This window comes from Microbacterium sp. SLBN-146, from assembly GCF_006715145.1.
GTDB lineage: Bacteria > Actinomycetota > Actinomycetes > Actinomycetales > Microbacteriaceae > Microbacterium.
The window spans coordinates 2,960,095-2,985,038 of sequence record NZ_VFMR01000001.1 but is presented as its reverse complement, the minus strand read 5'-3'; the positions used below and the strand labels follow the sequence as shown (position 1 = coordinate 2,985,038).

22 protein-coding genes and 1 tRNA gene are annotated in these 24,944 nt (G+C 68.1%); 5 read left to right on the top strand and 18 right to left on the bottom strand.

What is annotated here, in order from left to right; all coding sequences use genetic code 11:
* Positions 1-11: 11 nt before the first annotated feature.
* The gene (polA, locus tag FBY39_RS13365) at positions 12-2,651 is read right to left on the bottom strand and encodes a DNA polymerase I (protein ID WP_141932748.1); all 2,640 of its coding nucleotides are present in this window, start codon (positions 2,649-2,651) and stop codon (positions 12-14) included.
* Between the two features lie 44 nt (positions 2,652-2,695).
* Here polA and FBY39_RS13360 point away from each other — a divergent pair, with 44 nt between their 5' ends.
* A complete protein-coding gene (locus FBY39_RS13360; protein ID WP_141932747.1) occupies positions 2,696-3,133 on the top strand; it encodes a hotdog fold thioesterase in 438 nt (145 codons plus the stop codon).
* Here FBY39_RS13360 and FBY39_RS13355 read toward each other — a convergent pair whose 3' ends face one another.
* Entirely contained in the window at positions 3,134-3,742 is a 609-nt protein-coding gene (locus FBY39_RS13355) for an ANTAR domain-containing response regulator (protein ID WP_141932746.1), read from the bottom strand.
* 57 nt (positions 3,743-3,799) lie between these two features.
* Here FBY39_RS13355 and FBY39_RS13350 point away from each other — a divergent pair.
* Positions 3,800-3,882 (top strand) — tRNA-Leu (locus tag FBY39_RS13350).
* Positions 3,883-3,890: 8 nt separating this feature from the next.
* Here the strand turns inward: FBY39_RS13350 and FBY39_RS13345 are convergent.
* From FBY39_RS13345 to rpe, 16 genes are all read right to left on the bottom strand, one after another.
* On the bottom strand, positions 3,891-4,271 hold the full coding sequence (locus FBY39_RS13345; RefSeq protein WP_141932745.1) for an SHOCT domain-containing protein: 381 nt from the start codon (positions 4,269-4,271) through the stop codon (positions 3,891-3,893).
* An 86-nt stretch (positions 4,272-4,357) separates the two neighbouring features.
* Positions 4,358-5,800: a pyruvate kinase gene (pyk, locus tag FBY39_RS13340; protein ID WP_141932744.1), complete on the bottom strand. Its 1,443-nt coding sequence runs from the start codon at positions 5,798-5,800 to the stop codon at positions 4,358-4,360.
* 46 nt (positions 5,801-5,846) lie between these two features.
* Positions 5,847-7,313 carry a glutamate synthase subunit beta gene (locus tag FBY39_RS13335; RefSeq protein ID WP_141932743.1) on the bottom strand — a complete coding sequence of 489 codons (1,467 nt, stop codon included), beginning with the start codon at positions 7,311-7,313 and terminating at the stop codon, positions 5,847-5,849.
* A complete protein-coding gene (gene gltB / locus FBY39_RS13330) occupies positions 7,306-11,901 on the bottom strand; it encodes a glutamate synthase large subunit (protein WP_141932742.1) in 4,596 nt (1,531 codons plus the stop codon). Before gltB ends, FBY39_RS13335 begins: the two co-directional genes overlap by 8 nt.
* A 69-nt stretch (positions 11,902-11,970) precedes the next feature.
* The gene (lgt, locus tag FBY39_RS13325; RefSeq protein ID WP_141932741.1) at positions 11,971-12,930 is read right to left on the bottom strand and encodes a prolipoprotein diacylglyceryl transferase; all 960 of its coding nucleotides are present in this window, start codon (positions 12,928-12,930) and stop codon (positions 11,971-11,973) included.
* A gap of 26 nt (positions 12,931-12,956) precedes the next feature.
* Complete coding sequence (gene trpA, locus FBY39_RS13320) at positions 12,957-13,736, bottom strand: tryptophan synthase subunit alpha (RefSeq protein ID WP_141932740.1); 780 nt, start codon at positions 13,734-13,736, stop codon at positions 12,957-12,959.
* Positions 13,733-14,941 (bottom strand): tryptophan synthase subunit beta, encoded by a 1,209-nt coding sequence (gene trpB, locus FBY39_RS13315; RefSeq protein ID WP_141932739.1) that lies wholly within the window; start codon positions 14,939-14,941, stop codon positions 13,733-13,735. The genes trpA and trpB overlap by 4 nt, the downstream gene beginning before the upstream one ends.
* Positions 14,938-15,714 (bottom strand): indole-3-glycerol phosphate synthase TrpC, encoded by a 777-nt coding sequence (gene trpC, locus FBY39_RS13310; RefSeq protein WP_141932738.1) that lies wholly within the window; start codon positions 15,712-15,714, stop codon positions 14,938-14,940. Before trpC ends, trpB begins: the two co-directional genes overlap by 4 nt.
* Position 15,715: 1 nt before the next feature.
* On the bottom strand, positions 15,716-15,946 hold the full coding sequence (locus tag FBY39_RS13305) for a DUF6704 family protein (protein WP_141932737.1): 231 nt from the start codon (positions 15,944-15,946) through the stop codon (positions 15,716-15,718).
* A gap of 42 nt (positions 15,947-15,988) precedes the next feature.
* The gene (locus FBY39_RS13300; protein WP_141932736.1) at positions 15,989-16,582 is read right to left on the bottom strand and encodes a Trp biosynthesis-associated membrane protein; all 594 of its coding nucleotides are present in this window, start codon (positions 16,580-16,582) and stop codon (positions 15,989-15,991) included.
* Positions 16,579-16,944 (bottom strand): phosphoribosyl-AMP cyclohydrolase, encoded by a 366-nt coding sequence (gene hisI, locus FBY39_RS13295; protein WP_141932735.1) that lies wholly within the window; start codon positions 16,942-16,944, stop codon positions 16,579-16,581. Before hisI ends, FBY39_RS13300 begins: the two co-directional genes overlap by 4 nt.
* Entirely contained in the window at positions 16,941-17,711 is a 771-nt protein-coding gene (hisF, locus tag FBY39_RS13290; RefSeq protein ID WP_141932734.1) for an imidazole glycerol phosphate synthase subunit HisF, read from the bottom strand. The genes hisI and hisF overlap by 4 nt, the downstream gene beginning before the upstream one ends.
* Complete coding sequence (hisG, locus tag FBY39_RS13285; RefSeq protein WP_141932733.1) at positions 17,711-18,553, bottom strand: ATP phosphoribosyltransferase; 843 nt, start codon at positions 18,551-18,553, stop codon at positions 17,711-17,713. The genes hisF and hisG overlap by 1 nt, the downstream gene beginning before the upstream one ends.
* 45 nt (positions 18,554-18,598) lie before the next feature.
* Positions 18,599-18,862, bottom strand: a complete 264-nt coding sequence (locus FBY39_RS13280) for a phosphoribosyl-ATP diphosphatase (protein ID WP_141932732.1) — start codon at positions 18,860-18,862, stop codon at positions 18,599-18,601.
* A gap of 40 nt (positions 18,863-18,902) precedes the next feature.
* Positions 18,903-19,406, bottom strand: a complete 504-nt coding sequence (locus FBY39_RS13275) for a hypothetical protein (RefSeq protein WP_141932731.1) — start codon at positions 19,404-19,406, stop codon at positions 18,903-18,905.
* A gap of 1 nt (position 19,407) precedes the next feature.
* Entirely contained in the window at positions 19,408-20,094 is a 687-nt protein-coding gene (gene rpe, locus FBY39_RS13270; RefSeq protein ID WP_141934203.1) for a ribulose-phosphate 3-epimerase, read from the bottom strand.
* 166 nt (positions 20,095-20,260) lie between these two features.
* Between rpe and FBY39_RS13265 the strand changes: the two genes are divergently transcribed.
* From FBY39_RS13265 to glsA, 3 genes are read left to right on the top strand one after another with little or no spacing between them, the layout of a single operon-like run.
* Positions 20,261-22,660: a metallophosphoesterase gene (locus FBY39_RS13265; protein WP_141932730.1), complete on the top strand. Its 2,400-nt coding sequence runs from the start codon at positions 20,261-20,263 to the stop codon at positions 22,658-22,660.
* On the top strand, positions 22,660-23,727 hold the full coding sequence (locus FBY39_RS13260; RefSeq protein WP_141932729.1) for a hypothetical protein: 1,068 nt from the start codon (positions 22,660-22,662) through the stop codon (positions 23,725-23,727). Before FBY39_RS13265 ends, FBY39_RS13260 begins: the two co-directional genes overlap by 1 nt.
* A 35-nt stretch (positions 23,728-23,762) precedes the next feature.
* Positions 23,763-24,941 carry a glutaminase A gene (gene glsA / locus FBY39_RS13255; RefSeq protein ID WP_141932728.1) on the top strand — a complete coding sequence of 393 codons (1,179 nt, stop codon included), beginning with the start codon at positions 23,763-23,765 and terminating at the stop codon, positions 24,939-24,941.
* Positions 24,942-24,944: the final 3 nt, after the last annotated feature.

Here is a 24,944-nt window from a genome sequence, read left to right as displayed (position 1 = left end):
CGACCACCGGGTCAGTGGCCGGCGTCGTTCCAGTTCGCCCCGCGCCCGATCTGGACATCGAGCGGAACCGAGAGCTCCGCGGCGTCCCCCATGCGCTCACGAACGATCCGCTCGGCGGCATCCCACTCCCCCGCGGCGACCTCCACGACGAGTTCGTCGTGGATCTGCAGGAGGACGCGGGATTGCAGTCCTGCCGCGGTGAAGTCGTCGTGGATGTGGAAGAGCGCGATCTTCATGATGTCGGCGGCGCTGCCCTGGATCGGGGCGTTCAGGGCCGCGCGTTCCGCGTTCTCGCGGAGCACGCGGTTGGGGCTCGCGAGGTCGGGGAACGGCCGTCGGCGTCCGAAGATCGTCTCGGTGTAGCCGTCGATCCGAGCCTGTTCGACGGAAGAACGGAGGTAGTCGCGAACCGCTCCGAACCGCGCGAAGTACTCCATCATGAGCTGCTTCGCCTCGGACTGCTCGATCCTCAGCTGCTTCGACAGGCCGAAGGCGGAGAGACCGTAGACGAGACCGTAGGACATCGCCTTGACCTTCGTGCGCATCTGCGACGTGACATCGGACGGATCGACCCCGAAGACACGCGCGCCGACGAAGCGGTGGAGATCTTCGCCCGAGTTGAATGCCTCGACCAACCCCGGGTCCTCCGACAGGTGCGCCATGATCCGCATCTCGATCTGCGAATAGTCGGCGGTCAGGAGCGTCTCGTAGCCCGAACCCACTTCGAACGCCGAGCGGATGCGGCGGCTTTCCTCCGTGCGGATCGGAATGTTCTGCAGGTTCGGGTCGGTGCTCGACAGTCGGCCGGTCTGACTCCCGGTCTGGACATAGGTCGTGCGAATGCGCCCGTCCGCGGCGATCGCGGCATCGAGCGACTCGATGATCTGTCGGAGCTTCGTGGCTTCGCGATGCTGCAGCAGCTGGTTCAGGAAGGGATGCGGATTGGTCTCCTGCAGGTCGGCGAGCACCGCCGCGTCGGTCGAGTATCCCGTCTTCGTCTTGCGTGTCTTGGGCAGCTCGAGCTCGTCGAAAAGGACCTCTTGCAGCTGCTTGGGTGACCCCAGGTTCACTTCGCGACCGATCGTCGCGTACGCCTCGCGCGCGATCGCGTCGGCGCGCTCGCCCAGCTCGCGGGAGAACGTCGACAGTGTGTCGTGGGATACCGCGACGCCGGCGAGCTCCATGTCTGCCAGCGTCGTGAGAGTCGGCAGCTCGATCTCGGTCAGGACCCGCTCGACGCTCGGCGCCATCTCGGCGCGCTGGGCCTCGGCGACGCGGAGCGCGTACCAGGACAACTGTCCCGGTGTCGCGCCTTCCGTCTCGGGCACGAGCTGCGTCGGATCGGCCTCGGGCAGTCGCTCATCGAGGTAGCGGTCGACAAGGTCGGCGAGGGTCTTGTCGGGGAAGCTGGGCCGCAGGAGCCACCCGGCGACGACGGTGTCGAACCCCAGACCGCGGGTGCGGATCCCCGACCGGGCAAGGGCCTTGATCTGCGGCTTGGCGTCGCTGAAGATCTTCTGCGCGTCGGACGCGAGCCATGGACCGAGGGACGCCGCCGTCTCGGGCGTCCAGGACACTTCGACCGCCGTGTCACCCGCGGCGAGGCCTACCCGCTGGGGGGTGCCTCCCGCGACCGTGATCGTGACCCCGATGTCGCCTTCGGCCCGCTCGAGCCACTCTGTGAGCTGATCGGCGCTGAGTTCCGCCGCGACAGGCGCCGTGACGGCGGCGGCACTCGTGACGGCCGCCATCTGCTGCTCGATCCCCGCGAGCTCGGCGACACGCGGGATGAGGGTCTTGAACTCGAGACGCGCGAAGATGTCGCGTACGGCTTGAGCGTCCATCGGCTTGACCTCGAGATCCGAGATCGCCACGGGGAGCTCGACATCACGCAGTAACCGGTTGAGCTGGCGATTGCGCCGCACATCGTCGATGTGGTCGCGGAGATTGCCGCCGACGACGCCCTTGATGGAGTCGGCGCCTTCGATGAGGGCATCGAGGGAGCCGAACTGCGTGAGCCACTTGACGGCGGTCTTCTCTCCGACCTTGGGGACTCCCGGGAGGTTGTCGCTCGTCTCGCCCACGAGCGCGGCGATGTCGGGATACTGCTCGGGCGTCACGCCGTAGCGCTCGATGACGGCCTCGCGGTCGTAGCGCTTGAGCTGCGACACACCCTGGACGTTCGGGTAGAGGAGCGTGACGTCGTCATTGACGAGCTGGATGGTGTCACGGTCGCCGGAACACACGAGCACGGTGTAGCCCTGTTCGGCACCCTGCGTCGCGAGCGTCGCGAGGATGTCGTCGGCTTCGATGTCTTCTTGGCTCAGCACCTCGATGCTCATCGCCGCGAGGCAGTCCTGCAGGAGCGGGATCTGGCCCTTGAACTCTGACGGCGTCTCTGACCGATTCGCCTTGTACTCGCTGTACTCGCGCGTGCGGAAGGACTGGCGCGACGTATCGAACGCGACGGCCAGGTGCGTCGGCTTCTCGGCCTTGATGAGGTTGATCAGCATCGCCAGGAAGCCGTAGATGCCGTTCGTGTGCTGCCCGTCCTTCGTCGTGAAGTTGTCGACAGGCAGGGCGAAGAACGCACGGTAGGCCAGGGAATGGCCGTCGACGACGAGAAGGGTAGGCTTTGCGGAGTCCGTCACCCTGCCACTTTAGTCAGGGCCTCCGACAGTCGAGAGCGAGACCGATGAGCGCGACCTCCCCCTCCGATGCACCGGGCCTCGAATGGGCCGCACGTCGTGGAATGGGTGCTCTCGCCGAGAAGATGGGCATGGAGTTCACCGAGTTCGCGGTCGATCGGTGCGTTGCCACGATGCCCGTCGAGGGGAACACGCAGCCCGTGGGTCTCCTCCACGGAGGCGCATACGTCGTGCTCGGCGAATCACTCGGCTCGATGGCCGCCAACCTGCACGCCGGAGAAGGTCGGCTCGCTGTCGGCGTCGACATCAATGCCACGCACACCCGGTCCGCGACATCCGGCATCGTGACGGGTGTCTGCACGCCGATTCATCTCGGGCGGTCGATGACTGTCCACGAGATCGTGGTGACGGACGACCAGGGTCGCCGCTGCTCGACCATCCGCATCACGAACATGATCCGCGACCTGCCGAGCGGACGCGCCTGATTACTTCTTGGGCGCGAGCTGCTCGATGATGGCCTTCGCGACGTCCTGCATCGTCAGTCGGCGATCCATGGACGCCTTCTGGATCCAGCGGAACGCCTCGGGCTCGCTGAGGCCCATCTTCTCGTTGAGGAGGCCCTTCGCACGGTCTACGAGCTTGCGCGTCTCGAAGCGCTCGACCATGTCGGCGACCTCGGCCTCGAGCGTGATGATCTGCTCGTAGCGCGCCAGAGCGATCTCGATCGCGGGAAGCAGGTCGTTCGGCGTGAAGGGCTTCACGACGTAAGCCAGTGCGCCGGCCTCGCTCGCGCGCTCCACGAGCTCCTTCTGGCTGAAGGCCGTCAGCAGCACGACGGGGGCGATGTGGTTCTTGCTGAGCTTCTCGGCGGCGGAGATGCCGTCGAGCTGGGGCATCTTGACGTCCATGATGACGAGGTCGGGTCGGAGCTCGGTCGCGAGCTGCACGGCGGTCTCGCCGTCACCCGCTTCGCCCACGACATCGAAGCCGTTGTCTCGGAGGATCTCGACGATGTCGAGTCGGATGAGGGATTCGTCCTCGGCCACGACGACGCGGCGGGGGGCTGAAGACGGGGTCTGTTCCTGCTCAGTCACTCGTACATCCTACGGCCAGCGTCGCGAACTTCCTGCGGTATCGTCGATGACACGTGCGCCGGTGTGGCGGAATGGCAGACGCGACCGACTCAAACTCGGTTGCCCGCAAGGGCGTGTGGGTTCGACTCCCACCACCGGCACGATCGATTCATGCTCCGAAGTACTGGTTTCCGAGGGCCTTGCTCTTGAGGGCTTCGAACTCGCCCTGGCTGATCGTCCCGGCATCCAGCAGCGCCTTCGCCTGCGCGATGTCCTCCGAGGGGCTCGCTGATGCCCGAGGCCGGTAGTCGTCCGCTTCAGCGACCACGCCACGCCCCCGACCCGCTCGATCGGCGATGCCGCTCCCGCGCGCAACGAGGTAGACGAGGGCCGTGAGGAAGGGGACGAACACCAGGAAGACGATCCACACCGCCTTCCACCATCCACTCAGCGCGGTGTCGCGGAAGAGGTCGCTGATGATCAGCACCACGACGTAGATGTAGGCCGTCAAGTAGGCGAACCAGAGCATGAGCCAGAAGATGTCCCACATGGCCGGGTCCTTTCGACACGCCGCCGTGAACGCCGACGGCCGCGCTCAGCGTACCGAGCGCGGCCGTCGTGCAACAGACCCGTGTCTTACTCGCGGTAGATCGGCGCCTTGCCGTGCACCGCGTCTCCGATCTTGTGGATGCGGATGTCGTTGGTCGATCCGATGATTCCGGGAGGAGAACCCGAGATGACGACGACCTTGTCACCGACCTGAGCGAGGTCGTTGGCGAGGAAGTAGTCGTCGACCTGGATGAACATCCGATCGGTGTGCGCGACATGCTCGACGATCGTCGACTGGACACCCCACGTGAGCGCCATGCGGCGACGGATCGCCGGATCCGGTGCGAAGCCGATCATGGGGATCCGCGGACGCAGCCGCGACATGCGGCGCGCGGTGTCGCCCGACTCGGTGAAGATGCAGAGGTACTTCGCCTCGACGAACTCCGCCACTTCGAGGGCTGCGAGCGTGATGGCGCCACCCTGTGTGCGCGGCTTCGCGTTGAGCGGCTGGATGCGCTCGAGGCCGTGCTCTTCGGTCGAGGCGACGATGCGCGCCATCGTCTCGACGACGACGACGGGGTACTTCCCGACGCTCGTCTCGCCCGACAGCATGACGGCGTCCGCGCCGTCGAGGACGGCGTTGGCGACGTCGCTCGTCTCGGCGCGGGTGGGCACCGGGTTGTCGATCATCGACTCGAGCATCTGGGTTGCGACGATGACGGGCTTGGCCATGCGACGGCACAGTTCGACGGCGCGCTTCTGCACGATCGGAACGGCCTCGAGCGGAAGCTCGACACCCAGGTCGCCGCGGGCGACCATGATGCCGTCGAAGGCGTCGATGATCTCTTCGAGGTTGTCGACAGCCTGGGGCTTCTCGATCTTCGCGATGACGGGGACGTGACGCCCCTCTTCGGCCATGATCACGTGGACGCGCTGGACGTCCTTGGCGTCGCGCACGAAGGAGAGCGCGATGAGGTCTGCGCCGGCACGGAGGCCCCAGCGGAGGTCTGCCTCGTCCTTGTCGGAAAGGGCCGGGACGTTGACGGCCACACCGGGCAGGTTGATGCCCTTGTTGTTCGAGACGGGACCCGCCACGATGACCTCGGTCGTCACGACCGTTCCGTCGGTCTCGAGCACCTGGACGCGGACCTTGCCGTCGTCAATGAGCAGGAAGTCGCCCGGCTTGACGTCGTGCGGGAGGCCCTTGAACGTCGTCGAGACGATCTCCTTGGTGCCGAGGATGTCCTCGACGGTGATCTTGAAGATGTCGCCGACCGCGAGGAAGTGGGGACCGTTCTCGAACTTGCCGAGCCGGATCTTCGGTCCCTGCAGATCCACGAGAATCGCGACGGGACGACCGGCGTCGTCTGCGGCCTTGCGCACGTTGGCGAAGTTGTTGTCGTGGACCGAGTAGTCACCGTGGCTCAGGTTGAACCGAGCGACATCCACTCCCGCGTCGATGATGGCTCGAACCATCTCGTACGTCGATGTGGCGGGACCTAGGGTGGCGACGATTTTTGCGCGTCTCATCCGTGCTTTCTTCCAGTGGGTTGGGTGGCGAAGGGCCGGGCTCAGCCTACGCGGGCTGAAGACCGATCGCGAGGTCGTTCGGGCGAACAGGAGATGGCAGTTCGGTCTCGCCCATCAGGTGGGCGTCGACGCTGGCGGCGACGGCACGACCCTCGGCGATCGCCCACACGATGAGCGACTGGCCGCGGCCGGCGTCACCCGCCACGAAGACGCCGGGTGTCGAGGTCTGGTAGTCGTCGTCGCGGCGCAGGTTGCCCCGGTCGGTGAACTGCGAGCCGATCTGGTCCGACATGAAGGCCTGCTCCGGGCCGGTGAAGCCCATGGCGATGAGCACGAGGTCGGCGGGGATCTCTCGCTCTGTTCCGCTCTTGGGAACGCGGCGCCCGTCGACGAACTCCGTCTCGGCGACGCGCAGAGCGCGGACTTCGCCGGCGTCGTTGGCGAGGAACTCGACCGTCGAGGCGAGGAACGACCGTTCGCCGCCCTCTTCGTGCGCCGAGGCCACTTCGAACAGCGTCGGCGTCATGGGCCACGGCTGGTGCTCCGGACGCTCCGCCGGCGGCTGCTTGCCGATGGCGAGGTTCGTCACGCTCAAGGCCCCGTGGCGGTGTGCGGTGCCGATGCAGTCGGCGCCGGTGTCACCTCCGCCGATGACGATGACGTGCTTGCCCTCTGCGGAGATCTGGTGGGGGACGGTGTCGCCCGCGACGGCTCGATTCGATTCGACGAGGTACTCCATCGCGAAGTGCACGCCCGCGAGGTCGCGGCCCGGGATCGGCAGATCACGCGGCACCGTCGCGCCCGTCGCGACGACGACGGCGTCGTAGCGAGCGCGCAGGTCGCTCCAGGAGATGTCCTTGCCGATCTCCACACCCGCGCGGAAACGCGTGCCTTCGTCCTGCATCTGGCGAAGCCGCGCCTCGAGGTGCTTCTTCTCCATCTTGAAGTCGGGGATCCCATACCGAAGGAGGCCGCCGATGCGATCGTCCCGTTCGAACACCGCGACGGTGTGGCCGGCGCGCGTGAGCTGCTGCGCGGCGGCGAGTCCGGCGGGTCCCGATCCCACGACGGCGACGGTCTTCCCCGTCAGGCGTCCGGGCGGCTCGGGCTCGATCCATCCGTTCGAGAACGCCTCGTCGGCGATCGACACCTCGATCTGCTTGATCGTGACGGCGGGCTGGTTGATGCCGAGCACGCACGAGCTCTCGCACGGTGCGGGGCACAGCCGACCCGTGAACTCGGGGAAGTTGTTCGTCGCGTGCAGGCGCTCACTCGCTGCGCGGCCCTCGCCGCGCCACGTGAGATCGTTCCACTCGGGGATCAGGTTGCCGAGCGGGCATCCCTTGTGGCAGAACGGCACTCCGCAGTCCATGCAGCGCCCCGCCTGACGGCGCAGCACCGCCGAGTCGCCCGGCTCGTAGACCTCTTTCCAGTCCATGATCCGCACGGGGACCGGTCGACGCGGCGGCAGTTCACGCTCTGTCGTCTTGAGAAAGCCCTTGGGGTCAGCCACCCGTCACCTCCAGAATCCTGTTCCACACGACATCCCCATCGGGGTCGAGTCCTTCTGCTGCCGCCTCCTGACGCGTGAGGAGCACGGCGGCGTAGTCGCGCGGCATGACCCGCACGAAGTTGTCGACCTCGGCCTCGAAGTTCTCCAGGAGCGAGGCCGCGAGACGCGAGTCGGTCTCGCCGACGTGCTGGGTCAACAGGTCGCGGAGCATCTCGGCATCGCCGGAGCCCAGCGGCCCGAGTTCGAGCTCGCCGTTCGCGAGCGCTTCGCGGTTGACCAGGTCCGGGTCGAGCTTGTAGATGTATGCCGTTCCGCCCGACATTCCGGCACCGAGGTTGCGTCCCGTGGTTCCGAGGATCACCGCGAGACCACCGGTCATGTACTCGAGGGCGTGGTCGCCCACTCCCTCGACGACGGCCGTCGCACCGGAGTTGCGGACGAAGAACCGCTCCCCCACGACGCCGCTCAGGAACATCGTTCCCTGCGTCGCGCCATAACCGATGACGTTTCCGGCGATGACGTTCTCGGATGCCTCGAAGGTCGCGGTGCGCGGAGGACGGACGACGATCTGACCACCGGAGAGACCCTTCCCGACGTAGTCGTTCGAGTCCCCCTCCAGTCGCAGCGTGATTCCCGCCGGCATGAAGGCGCCGAACGACTGTCCCGCCGAGCCCGTCAGGTTGACCTCGATGGAACCGGACTGCAGGCCGTTCTCGCCGTGCGCCCGTGTCACGTGGTGACCGAGCATCGTTCCGACGGCGCGCTCCGTGTTGCGGATCGGGAGATCGATGACGATGTGTCCACCGTCGGCGATGACACCGGCCGCTCGCTCGATGAGCTGCACGTCGAAGTGCTCCTCGAGTTCGTGCTGCTGCGAGCGCATGTTGCGTCGCGGCTCGTCCTCGGCGAAGGGCGGGCCCTCGAGGACGGGGCCGAGATTGAGACCGCTCGCCTTCCAGTGGCGCACGGCACCGTCGACGTCGAGCAGATCGGTCCGGCCGATGATCTCGTCGAGCGACCGATAGCCGAGTTCCGCAAGCAGCTCGCGCACCTCTTCGGCGATGAACTCCATGAAGTTCACGACGAACTCGGGCTTGCCCGTGAACCGGGCACGCAGCGTGGGGTTCTGGGTCGCGACGCCGACAGGGCACGTGTCGAGGTGGCAGACCCGCATCATGATGCAGCCCTCCACGACGAGCGGTGCCGTCGCGAAGCCGAACTCCTCGGCGCCGAGCAGCGCGCCGATCACGACGTCGCGGCCGGTCTTGAGCTGTCCGTCCACCTGCACCACGACACGGTCGCGCATGCCGTTGAGCATGAGCGTCTGCTGCGTCTCGGCGAGTCCGAGTTCCCACGGGGTGCCCGCGTGCTTCAGGGAGTTGAGCGGACTCGCTCCCGTTCCGCCGTCGTGGCCCGAGATGAGGATGACATCGGCGAGTGCCTTCGCGGTTCCTGCAGCGACGGCCCCGATTCCGGACTGGCTCACGAGCTTGACGTGCACACGGGCGCCCGGGTTGGCTCGCTTCAGGTCGAAGATGAGCTGCTTGAGGTCTTCGATCGAGTAGATGTCGTGGTGCGGCGGCGGTGAGATGAGCCCGACGCCGGCCGTCGCGTGACGCGTCCGAGCGACCCACGGGTACACCTTCGTCGGTGGCAGCTGCCCGCCCTCGCCGGGCTTGGCACCCTGAGCGAGCTTGATCTGGATGTCGTCGGCCTCGGTCAGGTAGAGGCTCGTCACCCCGAACCGGCCGGAGGCGACCTGCTTGATGGCGCTGCGGCGCTCGGGGTCGAGGAGCCGGTCGACGTCTTCCCCGCCTTCGCCCGTGTTGGACTTGCCACCGATGCGGTTCATCGCGATCGCGAGCGTCTCGTGCGCTTCGCGCGAGATCGAGCCGTAGCTCATCGCCCCCGTCGAGAAGCGCTTGACGATGGCGGACACCGATTCGACCTCGTCGATCGGAACCGGCGGGCGCTCTCCCGTCTTGAACCGGAACAGACCGCGGAGGGTCTTGAGCTCCTTCGCCTGGTCGTCGACGAGCTTCGTGTACTCGCGGAAGATGTCGTACCGGCGGGTGCGCGTCGAGTGCTGCAGGCGGAAGACGGTGTCGGGGTTGAAGAGGTGCGGCGAGCCGTCGCGTCGCCACTGGTACTCGCCGCCGGTCCACAGGCGCTCGTGCGCCCGCGCCGCGGCATCCTCCGGGTACGCGTAGGCGTGCCGAGCGTTGTTCTCGGCCGTGATGACGTCGAGCCCGATTCCGCCGAGCTTCGTCTCGGTTCCGGTGAAGTACGTGTCGATGAAGTCCTGCGAGAGCCCCACGGCTTCGAAGACCTGCGCGCCCGCGTAGGACGACACCGTGGAGATGCCCATCTTGGACATGATCTTCAGCACGCCCTTGCCGAGGGCGTAGATGAGGTTCTTGACCGCCTTTTCGGGCGCGATGCCCGTGATGTAGCCGGCGCGGACGAGGTACTCGACGGTCTCCATCGCGAGGTACGGGTTGACCGCGGAGGCACCGTAGCCGATGAGCGTCGCGACGTGATGCACTTCGCGGACGTCGCCCGCTTCGACCACGAGGCCCACGCGCATGCGCGTCTCATTGCGGATGAGATGGTGGTGGACGGCCGCGAGCATGAGCAGCGACGGGATCGGCGCGAGATCCTTGTTGGAGTCGCGGTCGCTCAGCACGATGAACTCGGCGCCGTCTTCGATCGCCTGGTCGACCTCGGCGCACATCTGGGCGAGACGCTTCTGCATCCCCTTCGCGCCGGATGCCACGCGGTAGAGGCCACGGATCGTCACGGACGAGCGTCCGGGGAGAGCCGTGTGGATGTGCTGGATCTTCGCGAGCTCGTCGTTGTCGATGACGGGGAAGTCGAGGGTGACCGTCCTCGTGTGCGCGGCGCCCCAGTCGAGCAGGTTGCGCTCCGGTCCGAGCCCCAGCGACAGCGACGTCACGACTTCTTCGCGGATGGAGTCCAGCGGAGGGTTGGTGACCTGCGCGAACTGCTGCGTGAAGTAGTCGAACAGCAGCCGCGGACGCTCGCTCAGGACGGCGACAGGCGTGTCCGATCCCATGGCACCGAGCGGTTCCGCGCCGTTCTGGCCCATCGGGGTGAGCAGGATGCGGACTTCTTCTTCCGTGTATCCGAATGTGCGCTGGCGGCGCGTGATCGACGCGATGGGGTGCACGATGTGCTCGCGTTCGGGGAGGTCGGCGAGGCGGACCCGCCCCTCATCGAGCCACTCCTGCCAGGGGTGCATCGTGGCGAGATCGCGCTTGATCTCGTCGTCCTCGACGATGCGACGCTGGGCCGTGTCGACGAGGAACATGCGGCCGGGGCGCAGACGTCCGCGACGCTTGATGCGCTCGGGTGCGAAATCGAGCACGCCGGTCTCGCTGCCGATGACGACCAGGCCGTCGGTCGTCTCCGTCCACCGTCCGGGACGAAGGCCGTTGCGGTCGAGTGTCGCCCCGACGAGCGTGCCGTCGGTGAAGATGAGGGCCGCCGGGCCGTCCCACGGCTCCATCTGGAGCGAGTGGTAGTCGTAGAAGGCGCGCAGCTGCGGGTCGATGTCGACCTGCTTCTCATAGGCCTCGGGGACCATCATCATGATCGCGTGCGGAAGGCTGCGGCCCGTGAGGGTCAAGAGCTCGAGCACCTCGTCGAACGAGGCCGAGTCGCTCGCACCCTCGGTGCAGATCGGGAGAAGCGGCCGGATGTCGCCGACGAGCTGGGACTCGAGCTGCGACTGGCGTGCACGCATCCAGTTGCGGTTTCCCTTGACCGTGTTGATCTCGCCGTTGTGGGCCAGCATGCGCAGCGGCTGCGCGAGCGGCCATGACGGGAACGTGTTGGTCGAGTAGCGCGAGTGCACGACGGCGAGCTCGGAGGCGAACCGGTCGTCGGAGAGGTCGGGGTAGAAGGGCTCGAGCTGGAGGGTCGTGACCATGCCCTTGTACCCGAGCGTCCGGCTCGAGAGCGACACGAAGTACGAGCCCAGCTCGGTGCGCGAGCGCTTGCGCAGACGGAAGGTCCGGCGGTCCAGCGCGATGCCCGACAGCGGGGCCGCGTCGGCTCGGGGGTGTCCCGCGACGAAGAGCTGCTCGAAGACGGGGCGCGCGGCGAAGGACAGCTTGCCGAGGTGCTCGTCATCGGTGGGAACGCTCCGCCACCCGAGGACCGTGAGTCCTTCGGATGCCGCGATGCGCTCGATGCCCTGCTTCTGGGTCTCGCGCTCCTCGTCGTCCCGCGGGAGGAAGGCCATTCCGGCGGCGTACTCCCCCACGGGCGGCAGGTCGAACTCCACGACGGCGCGCAGGAACGCGTCGGGCATCTGCGTCAGGATGCCGGCGCCGTCGCCCGTGCCCGCGTCGGAGCCGATGGCCCCGCGGTGCTCGAGGTTGCGCAGCGCCGTCAGCGCGAGATCGATGATGTCGTGTCCGGCGTGGCCGCGAAGAGTCGCGACCATCGCGAGACCGCACGCGTCCTTCTCGAAGTCAGGGTTGTACATTCCCTGCTTCGCGGGGAATCCTGACGGACCAAGGGCAACAGTGCCGTGGCCGCTGTGACGGGGGCTCGAAGCCATACCAACCGTCCTCACATTTGGTACTCGAAATGGGACGACGTCGGCCCGGGCGCGGGGGGTGCGCGGAGATTACTTCGTGGCGACTGTGCTTGTGGCGCTGGCCTCTTCGACGGCGTCCGTCGGTGGTTCGCTGACGTCGACGTAGTCGGGTGTGTCCTGCGATTGTACCGCGCCCGAAGGCGACCACTCGCGACCGGGCTGGTACGGGGACGGCTCGATCCCGGGATGACGGCGCTTCTGGACGACGATGATGACGAGACCGAGCACGACACCGGCGATGGCGGCCCAGACGTTGGTGCGCAGCCCCAGGATGATGTCGCTCGGGTCGATGCGGATCGACTCCCACACGATGCGTCCTGCGCTGTACCAGACGAGGTACAGCCCGAAGAGGCGTCCCCACTGCAGGCGGAGGCGCCGACCGGCCCACAGCAGCACGAGAACGCCGAGCAGGTTCCAGATCACTTCGTAGAGGAACGTGGGGTGGAAGAGCGTGCCCTCCGGAAGGCCCACGGGCCATGCCGAGTTGGGGTAGTCGATCTCGAGTCCCCACGGCAGATCCGTCGGAAGACCGAACAGCTCCTGGTTGAACCAGTTTCCGAACCGTCCCATCGCCTGCGCGAGCAGGAGACCCGGCGCGAGCGCGTCGGCGAACGTCCAGAAGCGGATGCCGGTCCACCTGCAGCCGAGCCACGCACCTACCGCGCCGCCGATGAGCGCGCCGTAGATGGCGATTCCGCCCTCCCAGATGTAGAGGGCGGACAGCGGGTTGGCTCCTTCGCCGAAGTAGAAGTTCCAGTGCGTCAGAACGTGGTAGACGCGCGCCGCGATGATCGCGAGCGGCACCGCGAGGAGCGAGATGTCGATGACGACCCAGGGCTCCGCTCCGCGCTTGGTCAGACGCGCGTTCGTCAGGAAGACGGCGGCGATGATCCCCGCGATGATGCAGAGCGCGTAGAAGTGGATCGTGATCGGACCGAGCTGGAACGAACTGACGTCCGGGCTCGGAATGCTCAGCGGCAGAAGGGGCATGACGAGAATCCTAGTTGCGCGCGGGCTCAGGCCGCGCCGGCGGTCAGCGAGCGGACCTCTGCCGCGAGGGCGTCGATGCCGCCGTCGCGCAGTGCCCGGACGAGGGCGGTGCCGACGATCGCGCCGTCGGCGTACTCCAGGACGCCCGCGACCTGGTCGGCGGTCGAGATCCCGATGCCGACGCACGCGTTGTCGACGCCGTGGTCGCGCAGTCGCGCGACGAGGGTGCGGGCGGCGGCATCCAGCTCGGCCCTCTCCCCCGTGATGCCCATCGTCGAGACGGTGTAGACGAAGCCGGTCGAGTGGCGGACGATGAGATCCAGGCGCTCGTCGGTCGACGTCGGAGCTGCGAGGAAGATGCGATCCAGTCCCGTGCGCTCGCTCGCCGCGATCCAGTCGGAGGCCTCGTCAGGAGTGATGTCCGGCGTGATGAGGCCCGCGCCGCCCGCAGCGAGGAGGTCGTCGGCGTACCGATCGACGCCGTACTGCATGACGGGGTTCCAGTAGGTCATGACGAGGACGGGGACATCGACGCGAGAGGTGATCTCGCGGACCGCCGTGAAGGTGTCGCGCAACCGGAAGCCGCCGGCGAGGGCCGCCTGGGTGGCTTCCTGGATGACGGTTCCGTCCATCACGGGGTCGGAGTAGGGCGGGCCCAGTTCGAGGACGTCGGCGCCGTTCTCGGCGAGGGCGACGGCGGCATCGATGCTCGTCTGCAGATCGGGGTAGCCGAGCGGGAGGTATCCGACGAAGGCGCCGCGACCTTCCGCGCGCGCGCTCGCGATGGCATCCGCAACCCGGCTCACGACTGCGCTCCGTCGTCGTAGAGGCCGAAGTAGCGTGCGGCGGTGTCCATGTCCTTGTCGCCGCGACCGGAGAGCGAAACCGCGAGCACCGCGTCGGGGCCGAGTTCGCGGCCGATCCGCAGCGCGCCGGCGAGGGCGTGGGCGGTTTCGATGGCAGGGATGATCCCCTCGGTCTCGGACAGGAGGCGCAGCGCCTGCATCGCCTCGTCATCGGTCGCGGGAATGTACTCCGCACGGCCGATCGACGCGAGCCACGCGTGCTCCGGTCCGACGCCCGGGTAGTCGAGGCCCGCCGAGATGGAGTGCGACTCGATCGTCTGACCGTCTTCGTCCTGGAGGACATAGGTCTTGGAGCCGTGCAGGATGCCGGGGCGTCCGCGCCCGATGGATGCCGCATGCCGCGGCGTATCGACGCCGTCGCCCGCGGCCTCGACGCCGTAAAGACGCACATCGGCATCGTCGAGGAACGCGTCGAACATGCCGATGGCGTTGGATCCGCCGCCGACGCACGCGAGGACGGCGTCGGGGAGGCGTCCGATCTCGTCGAGGAGCTGCTGACGGGCCTCTTCGGAGATGACCTTCTGGAAGTCCCGGACCATCGCCGGGAAGGGGTGCGGGCCCGCTGCCGTGCCGAAGATGTAGTTGGTCGTCTCGACCGAGGCGACCCAGTCGCGGTACGCGTCGTTGATCGCGTCCTTCAGCGTGCGGGAGCCGGTCGTCACGGGGATCACCTCGGCGCCGAGCAGACGCATCCGCGCGACGTTGAGCGCCTGGCGCTTCGTGTCCACTTCGCCCATGTAGATCGTGCAGTCGAACCCGAAGAGCGCGGCGGCCGTCGCCGTCGCTACCCCGTGCTGGCCTGCACCGGTCTCCGCGATGACGCGGCTCTTTCCCAGCCGCTGCGTGAGGAGGGCCTGCCCGAGGACGTTGTTGATCTTGTGCGAACCCGTGTGATTGAGGTCTTCGCGCTTGAGGAAGATGCGCGCACCGCCGGCGTGCTCGGCGAAACGAGGCACTTCCGTGATCGGCGAGGGCCGCCCGGCGTAGCTGTGCAGCAAGCGGGCGAACTCCGCCGCGAAGGCGGGATCGGCCTTCGCGGCCTCGTATTCGGCGGTGAGCTCGTCGATCGCGGCGATGAGGGATTCCGGCATGTACCGGCCGCCGAAGTCGCCGAAGAACGGACCGGCCGCTTCGCGCAGGCTCATGAGCCGGCCCCCAGGAAGGAGGCGAGAGTGGAAATCGGGTCGTTGGTCACGAGGGCTTCTCCTACGAGGACGACGTCGGCACCCGCGGCACGGTAGTGCGCGACGTCTGCCGGCGTCAGGACGGCCGACTCGGCGATCTTGACGGCACCGGCGGGGATACGGGAGGACAGACGACCGAAGAGGTCGCGGTCCAGGGTGAACGTCGAAAGGTCCCGTGCGTTGACACCGATGAGCGTCGCGCCCAGATCAGCGGCGGTGTCGACTTCTTCGGCGCTGTGCGTTTCGACGAGAGGGGTCATGCCGAGCTCGAGGATGAGGGCGTGCAGGCGAGCGAGCACCGGCTGCGCCAGTGCTGCCACGATGAGGAGGACCAGGTCGGCACCCGACGCGCGCGCTTCGAGCACCTGGTACTCGGTGGCGATGAAGTCCTTGCGGAGGACGGGAACGCTGACGGCGGCCTTGACGGCTTCGAGGTCGGACAGGCTGCCCTTGAATCGGCGGCCTTCCGTGAGGACCGAGATCGCCGATGCGCCGCCCTGCTCGTAGAGCCGGGCTTGCAGCGCCGGGTCGGGGATGTCGGCGAGGTCACCGCGCGACGGACTCGCGCGCTTCACTTCGGCGATGATCTTGACGCGCTCCGAGGGAGCCAGAGCGGCCAGAGCGTCTCGGGCAGGAGGCTGAGCCAGCGCATCGCGTTCGACGACCTCGAGGGGGCGTCGCGCGGAGCGGGCCTCCGCGTCGTGAACCGCGCCGGCCGTGAGGTCGGCGAGCACGTCAGTGAGCTTTCGAAGAGTACTTCGGGCCGTTCACGCCGTAGCCCGCCTTGGCCATGGCCCAGCCGACGATGAGGCCGACGACGAGGAGCCCTGCCGATGCCCAGACCAGGATCGGCAGATCGAACCAGTAGAAGATCGTGCCGAGCGCGACGGCGACCAGCATGATGACGACGGCAGTCCAGGCGGCCGGTGAGTGTCCGTGGCCGGGGTCGCCGATCTGGTTGCTCATGGGTCTCCTCCGTAGAAACGCGGTACGGTCCGAGTCTAGCGGTCAGGCGGTCGGATCCTGGCCACGGGAGAGGTCGTCCCAGTCGTCGATCGCGTCGTGCGGTCGTGATGTCGCGCGATCCGACCCGCCGGTCTCGTCGGTCGAGTAGCGTCGACCGCTTGAGCGCCAGTGGTGTCCCGTGGCGAGGGTGAGGATGCCCGCGGCGGCGAGCACGATCCAGGCGACGAGTGTCACGGCGGGCCACGGCGTCGAGTGGAGGGCCGAGACGAGCTCGGCAACCGCGTCCCGACCCGTGATGCCCGTTGCCTCGGTGACGACGCTCGCGACGTGGGACGGCTGGGGCGTGAAGACCACGGCACCCGTGAGAACCGTGAGCACTCCCGCGATGAGGAGCGTGAGCACCCCGAAGACGTAACGCAGAACGCGTCCGACGATCGTGAGCGCTCCCCCGAGGGCCAGCACGGCGAGACTCAGCGGAGCCAGTACGGGGATCGCCGAGGCGCCCGGTACCGCGAGGGCGTCGTGCGGTCCGTCGCCCAGCGACACCGTGAGCCATGTCTGGGTCGAGGAGATCGTGCCGATCGCTCCCGTCGCGAGGATCGCGAGGATCGCGAGCAGCCGCGCGCGTCGGATCACAGCGCGCCTTCGACGCTCGTCGCGGGCGCGAGGTCGTCGCTGTCGAAGCAGGTCCGCGTGCCCGTGTGGCATGCCGCCCCCACCTGTTCCACGTCGAAGAGCACGGCGTCTCCGTCGCAGTCCAGACGTGCACCCTTGACGAGCTGGATGTGGCCGGAGGTGTCGCCCTTGCGCCAGTACTCCTGCCGCGAGCGGGACCAGAAGGTCACACGGCCCTCCGTGAGGGAGCGCCGCAGCGCCTCGGCATCCATCCATCCGAGCATGAGCACCTCGCGCGTGTCCCACTGCTGGATGATCGCGGCGACGAGTCCGTCGCCGTTGAAGGCGACGCGATCGATGCGTTCTTGAAGGGACTCGGTCATGATGTCTCCCGGACGGCGATGCCGTCTCGTACCATGGCGGCCTTGACATCGCCGATCGTCAGCTGTCCCGAGTGGAAGACGGAAGCCGCGAGCACGGCGTCCGCTCCCGCCTCGATCGCCGGCGCGAAATCCTCCGCGCGTCCCGCTCCGCCCGAGGCGATGACGGGGACGCTCGAGATCTCACGCATGAGCCGCACGAGTTCGAGGTCGAAGCCGGCCTTCGTACCGTCGGCATCGATCGAGTTGACGAGGAGTTCGCCCGCGCCGCGCTCGATCGCCTCACGCGCCCACGCGAGCGCATCCAGTGTCGTCGCCGTGCGTCCGCCGTGTGTCGTCACGACGAAGCCCGAGGGAGTGGTCTCGGCCCTCGTGACGTCGAGCGAGAGCACGAGGACCTGAGCGCCGAAGCGGTCCGCGATCTCATCGAGCAGGGCGGGGCGGGCGATCGCGGCGGAGTTGACGCCGATCTTGTCGGCGCCCACGGCCAGGAGACGTGCGACATCGTCGGTCGTGCGCACTCCCCCGCCCACCGTGAGGGGGATGAAGACCTCTTCGGCCGTACGCCGGACGACGTCGTACGTCGTCGAGCGGTCGTCGACCGTCGCCGTGACATCGAGGAACGTGAGTTCGTCGGCACCTTGGCGGAAGTACTCGCGTGCGAGTTCGACGGGGTCGCCCATGTCGCGCAGGTTCATGAAATTGACGCCTTTGACGACCCGTCCTCCGGCGACATCGAGGCACGGGATGACGCGGCAGACGAGGCTCATCAGAGCCTCGCGTTGTGGATCGCGGTCACGAGGATCGCGCGCGCGCCGATGCCGTAGAGCGAATCCATCACCTGATTCACGTTCTTGCGCGCCACCATGACGCGCACGGCGACCCACTCGGGGTCGCGCAGCGGCGAAATGGTCGGTGACTCGATGCCGGGCGCGAGCGCGACGGCCTGGTCGATGAGGGATGCCGGGAGGTCGTAGTCGACGAGGACGTAGCGCCGCGCGACCATCACTCCGCGCAGGCGCCGCAGGAGCGTCTGGGTGCCCTCGGCCTCGTTCGGTGCGCCGATCAGGACGCCTTCCGACTCGAGGATCACGGGTCCGAAGATCTCCAGCCCGGCCTGGCGGAGCGTCGTGCCCGTCGAGACGACGTCGGCGACGGCGTCGGCGACCCCGAGACGCACGGCGGACTCGACGGCGCCGTCGAGCGGTACGAGGTCGACCGCGATACCGCGTTCATCGAGGAAACCGTCGACGAGACCCGGATACGACGTCGCGACGCGCTGACCTTCGAGGTCCTCCAACGAGGAGAAGCGCCCGGGGGGACCTGCGAAGCGGAAGGTCGAGTCGCCGAAGCCGAGCGCTTCGATCTCGCGTGCGCCGGGCATGCGGGCGTCGAGGAGGAGGTCCCGCCCCGTGATGCCGACATCGAGAGCGCCCGAGCCGACGTAGGTCGCGATGTCCTTCGGCCGAAGGTAGAAGAACTCGACATCGTTGACGGGATCGAGGACATGGAGATCCTTCGGATCCCGGCGACCGGTGTAGCCGGCTTCCTGCAACATCTCAGTCGCGGTTTCCGCGAGGGAACCCTTGTTCGGCACGGCGATTCGCAGCATGGGGCGGGACTTTCGGAGTCGAGGGGTGAGCGGCGGGGGCAGCGCTCAGAGATGTCGGTAGACGTCGTCGAGGGTCAGACCCTTTGCGAGCATCAGCACCTGGAGGTGGTACAGGAGCTGGGAGATCTCTTCCGCGGCGGCGTCGTCGGACTCGTACTCGGCGGCCATCCACACTTCGGCGGCCTCTTCGACGATCTTCTTGCCGATCGCGTGGACACCCGCGTCGAGCTGCGCGACGGTTCCGGATCCCTCGGGGCGCTCGGCAGCTTTCGCCGCGAGCTCGGCGAACAGCGCGTCGAACGTCTTCACCATGCCAGGGTACCGGGGATCGGGAGGTGGTGAGCGCGCCTCAGTGGGCGAGGATGCTGAGAAGGATGACGAGCAGCCCGAGCATCGTGGTGACGACGGCTCCGAGAACCCGCCACGGCCACGTGCTGCCGTTCCGTGCGGCATTGGCCCATCCGATGAGCGCGAGCAGGACGACTCCTGACGAGAGTGCCAGATAGTACGCGGTGTACTCGTCGAGGACGTCGAACGTGCCGAGCGAGAGGAGTGCGGCGGGCACGAGGGTCGCGAAGAGCATGCCCGAGGAATGCCGCGCACCGTTCCGGATCGACTGCCTCAGCGTCGGTGCGGGCCGGGTCGCCCGGCTCGCGACGACAGCGGCGTAGATGTGTGCGAGCCAGAAGGCCACGACTGTGCCCGTGACGAAGATGATCACGTCGGCGTCGCTGTCCTGATCCCACGCGACGGCGATGAGAGCCGTCACGAGCACGAGACCGTAGACCCCGTGCTCTCCGCTGTAGGCGCTCAGGAAGCGATGGAGCGGACGCGGCCGCGGATCGTCCGACATCTCACTTCGCTCCGTGGTCGTGCGCATGCTGCGCTGCGGCGGCGCGCAGGCCCGCGATGGCGAGATCGGGATCCGCGGCCCCGAAGACGGCCGAACCCGCGACGAACGTGTCGGCTCCGGCATCCGCGGCGAGGGCGATCGTCGACTCGCCGATTCCCCCGTCGACCTGCAGCCACACATGCGAGCCTCGCCGTTTGGCCTCGTCAGCGAGGGCGCGGAGCTTCGGCATCGTCTCGGGCATGAACGACTGGCCCCCGAATCCGGGCTCGACCGTCATCACGAGGATCTGATCGACGTCGTCGAGGAGATCGAGGAGACCGTCGATGGGAGTCGCGGGCTTGACCGCGATCCCCGCGCGCGCCCCGATGTCGCGGAGTCGTCGGGCGAGGGCGCGGGGGTCCGCGGCCGCTTCGAGGTGGAAGGTGACGGATGCCGCGCCGAGCTCCGCGTACCCGGGTGCCCAGCGGTCGGGGTCGGTGATCATGAGGTGGACGTCGAGCGGTACGGGGCTCGTCTGTTGAATGCGCTCGACCATCTGCGGCCCGAACGTCAGGTTCGGCACGAAGTGGTTGTCCATGACGTCGACATGTGCGAAATCGGCGGTCGCGATGCGCGCGAGCTCCGCCTGCATGTTGACGAAGTCCGCCGCGAGAATGCTCGGGTTGATCCGGATGCCGCTGTCGTTCACGGGTCCATTATCGCGGGCGACGGCGAACGCGGCAGGCGTCTCGGTCACGTTCCGTTCACACGGCCGGACCGCCGCGTTCACGGGCGGGCGGTGAGCCTGCCATGTCCTGACGGAACTCTGGACGAGATCGAGCACCACCTCCGTCACCCCCGAAGGACAGGATCTGATGACGACCACCTCCCCCCGCGCCCGGGTTTCCCGGGCCCTCATCGCGGCGGCCACGGCGGCTACCCTCGCGGGTGCCGTCGGCATCGCCGCGGTTCCCGCCGCCGGTGCGGCCACTCCCGCCGTCACGGCGCCGGCCACCGACCCCGTCGGCGACCGGGCCCTGCTGACCGACCCCCTTCTGCAGGCGCCGACCGCCGACGGCGCCTCCGTCGTGTGGTTCACCGAGTTCTCCGGCTCCCGTCACGCTGTCCTCGTCGGACCGGGTGTCGAGGCGCTCACGACAGCGCAGCTCGCCGCCGCGGGACGCGGACAGGCGTTCCCCGGGGTCACGCTCTTCGTCGCCTCCACGAGCAAGCTCAGCAGCGTCGCCGAGGACTACCAGTCCAACATCGATCCCGCTGTCCGGCCCGCGCAGAGCGAAGGCATCGTCGCCCGTGACGTGTGGCGGCACGAGGGCGTCGTCTCAGGTCTGACAGCCGGCACGCGCGTGCCCTACCGTGTCGTGAGCATCGACGGCTTCGGCGGCATCGCGGGATCCGGAACCTTCAGCGTCCAGCCCGCCGTCCCCGCGGGAACGGCCATGAACATCATGCTGACGAGCGACCACCAGGCGATGGTGAACACCCCGGCGAACCTCGCGAAGGCGGCGGAGACACTCGGCACGATCGATGCGGTCTTCCTCGCCGGCGACCTCGTCAACATCCCCGACCGCGCCTCGGAGTGGTTCGACGACACGCGTGGCTCCGGGTTCTTCCCGGCGCTCCAGGGGAACGGCGGCCGCGCATCCACCGGCGGCGTGCAGTACGCGGGTGGCGAGATCGTCCAGCATGCTCCGCTGTATCCCGCTGTCGGCAACCACGAGGTGCAGGGCAGGCGCGACGGTGCCGTATCGCTCGGCTCCTCGTTCAACAGCCCCGTCCCGCGTGATATCGCGGAGCAGGCTTACGCCGTCCGCGCCGCGGAGGTGAACCCGACGGGAGATCCGGCGATCAAGGAGAAGTGGATCGTCGACAACTCCTTCTCGACGACGACCTACGAGGAGATCTTCACTCTTCCGTCCGACTCCCCCGGCGGCGAGACCTACTACGCCACGACGGTCGGCGACGTCCGTCTCGTGTCGCTGTACTCGACGCGCATCTGGCGCGGCACGACAGCGACGCCCGACCCCGCGGCCCGCACGGCTTCCAGCCGCTACCAGGAATCTGCGGCATCCCTCGGAGACCCCATGGCACAGGGGTACGGCGAGCACATCTTCGAGGCGATCGACGCATCGAGCGAGCAGTACGCGTGGCTCCAGGACGAGCTTGCGAGCGAGGCGTTCGCCGACGCGCGCTACCGCGTCGTGATGCTGCACGAAGGGCCGCAGGGACTCGGCGACAACGTCATGCCGCAGTTCGCCGACCCGCAGCGCATCGAAGAGCGCAACGCCACCGGCGACCTCATCGGCGTCCGGTACGAGTACCCCGCGACCGAGAACGAGCTGCTGTACGACCTCCAGCCGCTCCTCGAAGATGCGGGCGTCGACCTCGTGCACAACGGGCACAGCCACCTGTGGAACCGCTTCGTCTCGGACAACGGTGTGACCAACTGGCTGGAGACGTCCAACACGGGCAACACCTACGGTGCGTACCACCCGCTGAGCGGACGGACCCGTCCCGTGCCTCCCGCACCGTGGGTCGCCGCGAACTACTGGGCGCAGAACAACCCCGGCGGTCTCGAGCCGATCGTGCCCAACGTCGCTCCGTTCGTCGGCACCGACGGTCAGCCGCAGCCGTTCGTCCAGAACAACGATCTCGCCGTCTTCACGGGATTCGACACCGGCTCTGGTCTCGTGACGACATACGCCTTCAACGTCAAGACCCCCGAGGTCGCACCCGTCGTGATCGACCAGTTCGGCATCGGTCGCCCCGCGTCCGGCGAGGGAATCGAGCTGGCCGTCACCGTCGCGGGTGAGTCCGCGCCGGGCGAGCTCGTCTGGACGGTCGACGACAAGAGCCCCGTCGACCTCGGAACGGCCGAGGGCGCGGGAGACCACCTGCGGGCGGAAGGCGCGCTCGCCGCCATCACCGTCACCGACACGCGCTCGACGTCACCGGCATGGTCGGTGACCGGCACGGTCGACGAGTTCACGTCGGGGTCCGGCGAGATGCTCGGTGGACACCTCCTCGGGTGGACGCCCCAGGTGCTCGTACCCGGCGCCGGTGCCATGGCCGGCGCGCCCGTCGCCTCGGGGCGCACGGGTGGCACGGGACTGTCGACCCCCGCCGTTCTCGGACGCGCGCCGTCGGGCCACGAGCGCGGCAGCACGAGCCTCGGGGCGGACCTCCTCCTCGAGGTACCCGTGGACGCCCCCACGGGTCGCTTCACCGCCACCATGACGATCACGGCGCTCGGCTGATGAGCACGAGAGCACGCACGCGTCTTGCGGCGTTCGTGCTCGCCCTGACGACGGCTGCCGCTGTTCCCCTTCTCGGGGAGACGGCGGCAGCCGCGTCGGCGGACGAGCAGGTCACGTGGGGAATCCGGCCTGCCGACGGCCCGCTCGGAACGGATCGACCCACTCTGGCGCTCGAAGGGGCCCCGGGATCCCAGCGCAGCGATGCGGTCCTCATCACCAACTACTCCGAGCGCCCGCTCCTGCTCGATGTCTACGTGACCGAAGCGGGGATCGCCACCGACGGGAGTGCGACGGCGGGAGCCCAGGGCGACGCCCTGCCCGGCTCGAGTGTCGAGTGGGTCGAACTCGCGGCGGATCGCATCGAGGTGCCCATCGGCAGTGCCGTGACCTTGCCCTTCACAGTCAGCCCGCCCTTCGACGCCGAGCCCGGCGATCACGCGTTCGCTCTCTTGACGTCGCTCGCGGGCGAGGGCGACGTCTCCGTGGATCGTCGGCTCGGCATCCGCGGTTACGTACGCGTGGGCGGTGAGCTCTCGCCCGGTATCTCCGTCTCCGACGTGTCGATCGAGTCGGATCTTCCGGCAGACCCCTTCGCCGAGCGAGACGGCGTGCTGTCGTTCGTCGTGTCCAACGAGGGCAACGTCCGCCTGCAGAGTACGGCGGCCATCACACTCCGCGATCTCCTCGGGCGCGAGCTGGAGTGGTCGACGACCGTCGACGACCGGACGGACGTCTTCGTGTGGGACGGCGGCCCGCTTCCCGTCCTCGGACCGGGCGATCGGGTGACGGTCGTCGTGCCGCTGGCGGACATCTCCGCTCCCGCTGTCACCCTCACCGCCGACGTCCTCGTGGAGGCGCACGCCTTCGTCGATCCCACCGCGGTCCTCGACCCCGTCCGGGCGAGCGGCTGGATGCTGTCGGTCGGATGGCCCGTCCTCGTTCTCGCCGCGATCGTCGTCGCGGGGCTCGCGTACCTGGTCATTCGGATGATCCGTCGCGTTCGGACGCGGACAGCCGGCGCCGAGCCCTCCGCATCCGTGCCGGCGCAAGAGGAAGTGAGCGTGTGATCCAGGCACGGCACGCCGTCCGCTAGGTTCGAGCCGTGGACCCCATCACCGCTCTGCTCGACGATCTGCTCGATGAGATCCGCCCCATCGACACGGGTGCTCCCGCCGACTACATCCCCGAGTTGGCGGAAGCAGATCCCGATCGATTCGCGCTCGCCGTCGTGGGTCCGCGGGGCCGGGTTCGTCCCGTCGGGGATTCTGGCCACGAGTTCACGATCCAGTCCATCTCCAAACCTTTCGTGCTCGCTCTCGCGCTCGAGGATCGCGGGCGCGAGGCGGTGCTCGAGCGCGTCGGCGTCGAGCCCAGCGGGGAACCCTTCAACGCCATCAGCCTCGAAGCGGGCACGGGGCGCCCCGCGAACCCCATGGTCAACGCGGGCGCGATCGCGACGACCTCCCTCGTCGGCGAAGGAGAGGTCGACGAGCGCATGGCGCGCATCGCGGCGAAGCTCTCGGATTTCGCCGGCAGATCACTCTGGGTCGACGAGTCGGTCTACGCCTCGGAGGCCGCGACAGGAGACCGGAATCGCGCCCTCGCGCACCTGCTGAAGTCCAACGGCATTCTCCTCGGCAGCGTCGACGTCGCCGTGGAGACATACTTCCGACAGTGCTCTCTGCTCGTCACGGTGCGCGATCTCGCGGTCATGGGGGCGACGCTCGCCTTCGGCGGCATCAACCCCGTCACACGGCGTCGCGTCGTGAGCGAGACCGTCGCCCGCGATGTGTTGTCGATCATGGCGTCGTGCGGCATGTACGACTACTCCGGCGAGTGGCTCCTTCGTGTGGGATTACCCGCGAAGAGCGGCGTGAGCGGAGGACTCCTCGCGGTCGCGCCCTCGCAGTTCGGCGTCGCAGCGTTCAGTCCGCGGTTGGATGCCCACGGCAACAGCGTGCGGGGCATCGCGGCGGTCGAGACCCTCGCCGATCGGTTCGGGATGCATCTCCTGGAATCGCACGACACCATCGCCGCCCCGGCGGTCCGCGTCGAGGAAAGTCCGGAGGGACGCGTCATCCGGCTCGACGGGGAGCTCGGCTTCGCGGGCACCGAACGCGTCGTGGGCGTGCTGCGAGAGCTCGCCGCGTCGCTTCCGTCCGATGCCGTCGTGATCGTCGATGCGTCCGAACTCGGACGCACGCATCCCGCGGCGCTCATCACGCTCCGCGCGGAGTTCGAACTCATGCCGGACGGATTCCGACTGGCCGAGCAGAGGTAGCGC